The sequence below is a fragment of the Methylobacterium sp. WL116 genome, assembly GCF_008039455.1.
In the GTDB taxonomy this organism is placed as follows: domain Bacteria; phylum Pseudomonadota; class Alphaproteobacteria; order Rhizobiales; family Beijerinckiaceae; genus Methylobacterium.
Genome location: NZ_VRUV01000409.1, coordinates 1 through 4,174, shown reverse-complemented (window position 1 = coordinate 4,174; position 4,174 = coordinate 1). Strand labels below are relative to the sequence as shown.

The window sequence follows — 4,174 nt, the reverse complement described above, 5'->3', positions numbered from 1 at the left end:
GCTGATCGAGGCCGCGACGGCATCCTGTGATTTCCGCACCGCCGCCCGCGAGGCGGCCAGGACGACGTGGGACCGCGACATGGCGCAGAGCCAGGTCCGCGGCTGACGAGGGCCGCACGCGGCTGATGGGCACCAATTCGGGGGAAGGACGATGGCGATGAGCAAGATGGCACGGATCTGCGAGGAAGCCGCGCACCAGCATGACCGGGCCGCCGCCCATTACCGGCATTCCGCCAGGCATCTTGCGAACGGCGAGCACGCCGCCGCCGCCAAGGAGCGGGACCTCGCCCTCGACCACTCGGAGAAGGCCCGGATCGACGAGGTCGGGCTCCGACCCGATGGCATCGTCTCCCACGAGCGCACGACGTCCGAGGCCGCCTGGCACTTCATGGGCTAAACGCCCAGGCCACCTTCGGATCCCACGCACCCCGACGAGGAAGCCCCGATGCCCCCGAGTGGCCCGACCCTGCTTTCCCGAACCCGTCACTGGCCCATCTCTCCTCAGGCCGATCGGAGCCCGCTGTCGGAGCCGCAAGGCGTGCCGGACTACGGGCCCGGACATCCGCTGGCCGCAGCTTGGCAATAATCACACCGGGCTTCGGAGACTTGGCAATGCCATCCGTTCTGCAAGTCCAAGTGCCATACCATAGGGCGGACGCTTGAACCGGTTCGGAGCACGCTCGGGCAACGCCATACGCCAAACCAAGGCAACCTCCGGCGTCCTGCTCGGCCGTCAGCAGCAGGTAGCAGGCAATGGTGGGGAAGGGTGGACGAGGTCGTAAGCCTAAAATGCTTAAGCAGCCCTGAATGGCGATTCATCGTCGATGAAAGCCAAGACGTCGGTGCGGAACCGGATCGCTCGACTGACAATCGATTTGCTCGAATCGAGCGGCCATGCCTAAGCTTGACCGTCATTACTTGTAGCTGCTTGCAGACGGTCACCGCAAATGCCCGGCGCCACGGACGTGCGCACCTTGCTGCGCGGCGCACTCACGTCACTCCGCGAGGCAACACGGCGCGCAAAGGTCGACCGGCCGGCCGTGCTGCTACAGCGCCCGATGGAACGCTCGTTTGCACGCACCTGCGAGGTCAACGATCTCTTGATCGAGGGCACGGAGGCGGTGCTGCGCGAGAGCGGCCGCCTGCCGCCCTACCGGGACACGAGCTGAGAACCGTCGCACCTCGATCCGAAGGGCCACGGCATCACGACGCTCCGACGTCATGACGCTCCAGCATCGCGGCGGATCGATGCGGCGCCTCACACGCGGAAGCCGGACGAAGACTGCCCGGTCCGCACCGTCTCCGCTCTCGGACATTCGGGTTCGACGGTCGCCGGGGTGGCGCTCCTGCCGCTACCACTCGTTGTCGCCATCGGCTCGCTGGTTCTCAGCGGCCTCGCGGGCCGGATCGCGTCCAGACCCCGCCTGATTGCAGGTCCCCTGGCCGTCGCGGCCGGGTTCCCTCTGCTTCTGCGTATCGGCGGACACAACGCCCACGGGTCGACGGTTCTGCCCGGCACCTTCGTCGCGGCACTCGGCATGGCCTATGCCGTGGCACCGCTCACGAGCGCGGCGGTCGGTTCCGTCGACGAACGCTACAGTAGCTTGGCCCAGGGGTTCAACACCGCCGTCGCCCGTGCGGGGCTCGTGGCCACGAGCTCGATCGGAGGGATCCTCGCCGCCCGTGGCTCTGTGCTGGTCGATGCCGTCTTCGTCGCCATCGTCGCGAACGTGGTCGCCTACATCGCTGCCGCCGCCGGTCTGATGCCAAAGCGCCCAAACGCCTGAATGCCGGGTCCCGGCCTAGTGCCGTCGGACCGCTCGATCAATTCAGCGCCGACGGCTTCACCCGAGCGGTGCTGTAAGCCCGTTCATGACGTCGCTCAACGCCGCCTGGATCATCTCGCGTCAGGATCACGTGGTGGCGCCCTTCACATTCCGACAGCCTCCGGACGTGACCGTCGACCGGCGTCGCCGCGGTGGTTCGTCAATTCGCTCCACGGACGAAGGCATAGCGACCGACGGAGGCGGCACCGCCGCGATGATGCACGGGCGCCGGTATACGATTGTCCGGTTTCGCGCCGGGCGCACGACGGGCATCGGACGCGTGAGTGGAGGCGGCGCGCAAGGCGCTGCGCAGGCGCAGGACCTCGTCGCGAAGCCTCGCGTTCTCGCGCTCGACTTGCCCCAGCCGCTCGACACCCTCCGGCGGCAGGCCGCCGAGCCGTCGGCGCCAGCGGTAGAACGTACCGATCGAGACGTGCGCGGCGGAGCAGATCTCCGCGATGGCGGTCCCGGCTGCGGCCTCCTTCAGGAGGAACGCCACTTCCTGGTCGGTATGCCGGGATCGACGCATGCGCAGCTTCCCTGTTCGGAGCCGTCCGGTCGCCGCGATGCAAGTGCAGTCTTCGCGGCGCCCTCGACGCCTTGGAATGCCCGATCTCTGCAAGAGCCGGACCGACGCCCAAACGGCAATTTTGACGTTTGGGCACGACCGCGCCCACAGGGCGGGCGCCATGCCGGCCATTTGCGCACGCCGCCGCCATGCCTGCAGTCACTTTGGTCTTCCGCGCACAGCCCCGCGCCCGGACAATCCGACAGCGAGGCAGGGGCATGGGTCCGATGGCAGAATTCACGAGACGGGGCTTGATCGGAACCGCCGCGGCGCTCGCCGCCCCAGCCCTGATTCGCCCAGCTTGGGCGGCAGAGACGGTCAAGCTCGGCTGCCTGTTCTCATCGTCTGGAACGATGGCCAACATCGAGGGGCGGCTCAACTATGTCGTCCGCATGGCTGCAGACCAGCTGAACGCCAAGGGCGGCGTCAACGGGCGCCAAGTCGAGGTCGTCACCTCGGATCCGGCCTCCGATTGGCCGCTCTACGCGCAGATCGGCCGGCAGATGCTGCAACAGGAGAAGGTCGCCGCCCTGTTCGGCTGCTGGACCTCGGTGTCGCGCAAATCCGTGCTGCCGGTGGTGGAGCAGAACGACGGCCTGCTGTTCTATCCGCTCCATTTCGAGGGCGAGGAGAACTCCAAGAACGTCGTCTACGTGAACTCGCCGCCGGCAAGTTCCGTGCTGCCGGCCGTGGATTACCTGATGGGGTCCGAGGGCGTGTCCGCCAAGCGCTTTTTCATGATCGGCTCGGACTACGTCTGGCCGCGGACCATCAACAAGATCCTGAAGGGATACTGGGCGTCCAAGGGCATCGCCGAGAGCGCGTGGCGCGAGGAGTACGTGCCGCTCGGCTTCTCGAACTTTCAGACGCTGGTGAACCAGATCCGCACGTTCGCCGCCCAGCCCGGCGGCCAGCCGATCGTCGTCCTCACTGTCGTCGGCTCCTCGATCCCGGACTTCCTACGCGAGTTCGCCAACCAAGGCATTCTCGCCACCGACGTGCCGATCCTCGGCCTCGACATGGTCGAGGCGGATCTGGAGGGCCTGGATACGACCAAGCTGGTCGGGCATCTCAATTGCTGGGCATACCTTCAGGCCGCCAAGGGTGAACGCAACGCGGCGTTCCTTTCGGATTGGGCGGCCTATGTGAAGGCCAAGAACGTGCCCTTCAGCGCCGACACGGTGATCGATCCGATGGTGTCGGCCTACGACAGCGTCCAGCTTTGGGCGCTGGCGGCCGCGAAGGCGAAGAGCTTCGCGGTGCCCGAGGTGCGCAAGGCCTTTGCAGGGCTCAGCTACGAGGGACCGTCCGGTTACACGCTGACCATGACAGGCGAGAACAACTACGTCTCGCGCGGGATCTTCATCGGCTCGGTCAACGAGAAGCGCGGCTTCGACGTCTTGTGGCAGTCGCCGGATGCCCCCAAGCCTGTGCCGTTCAGCCCGTATGGCTGAGTTGCCGCAACCGGTGTCGTTTCTCGTTCGCGGGGTGCGGGTCGCCCTCGCCTTGATCCTGATGGTGTCCGCTTCGATGGCGCAGGCCGCTGCGGACCCCATCGACCGCTCGGCCCTCGCCAGGGCCGTCTGCAGCGACGGAGCCGGCCTCGCTCGCGGCGCGGATGATGTTGTCCGATCCGCCGCCACCGCCAGCCCCGACGACCTCGCGTTCTCCGGCTCCATCCTGCGGGCGCTGCTCGACCGACGCCTCGCCTGCGTCGGGGACACGTCGGTCCTGCTCGATCGCCCAGGGGGCAGCGAAGGCCGCGATGCCGCGACCGGCG

Annotated in this window: 5 protein-coding genes and 1 pseudogene; 5 read left to right on the top strand and 1 reads right to left on the bottom strand. The window is 67.3% G+C overall.

Features of this window, described 5'->3' with window-relative positions:
• The first annotated feature begins 157 nt into the window (after window positions 1-157).
• The 3 genes from FV223_RS21590 (at window position 158) to FV223_RS21580 (ending at window position 1,787) form a co-directional block, all read left to right on the top strand.
• Window positions 158-397: a hypothetical protein gene (locus FV223_RS21590; protein WP_147728921.1), complete on the top strand. Its 240-nt coding sequence runs from the start codon at window positions 158-160 to the stop codon at window positions 395-397.
• Window positions 398-965: 568 nt separating this feature from the next.
• Window positions 966-1,169, top strand: coding sequence for a hypothetical protein (locus tag FV223_RS21585; protein ID WP_187276200.1), 204 nt, complete (start codon window positions 966-968; stop codon window positions 1,167-1,169).
• Window positions 1,170-1,337: 168 nt separating this feature from the next.
• Window positions 1,338-1,787 (top strand): MFS transporter, encoded by a 450-nt coding sequence (locus FV223_RS21580; RefSeq protein WP_147728919.1) that lies wholly within the window; start codon window positions 1,338-1,340, stop codon window positions 1,785-1,787.
• Window positions 1,788-1,986: 199 nt separating this feature from the next.
• Here FV223_RS21580 and FV223_RS21575 read toward each other — a convergent pair whose 3' ends face one another.
• The gene (locus FV223_RS21575) at window positions 1,987-2,355 is read right to left on the bottom strand and encodes a transposase (RefSeq protein ID WP_187274695.1); all 369 of its coding nucleotides are present in this window, start codon (window positions 2,353-2,355) and stop codon (window positions 1,987-1,989) included.
• Between the two features lie 266 nt (window positions 2,356-2,621).
• On the opposite strand from FV223_RS21575, the gene FV223_RS21570 reads away from it, so the two are divergent.
• Together FV223_RS21570 and FV223_RS21565 are read left to right on the top strand one after the other, a co-directional pair.
• Window positions 2,622-3,848 carry a transporter substrate-binding protein gene (locus tag FV223_RS21570; protein ID WP_147728917.1) on the top strand — a complete coding sequence of 409 codons (1,227 nt, stop codon included), beginning with the start codon at window positions 2,622-2,624 and terminating at the stop codon, window positions 3,846-3,848.
• A 13-nt stretch (window positions 3,849-3,861) separates the two neighbouring features.
• Window positions 3,862-4,174: pseudogene (locus FV223_RS21565) on the top strand (urea ABC transporter permease subunit UrtB); the annotation flags it as partial.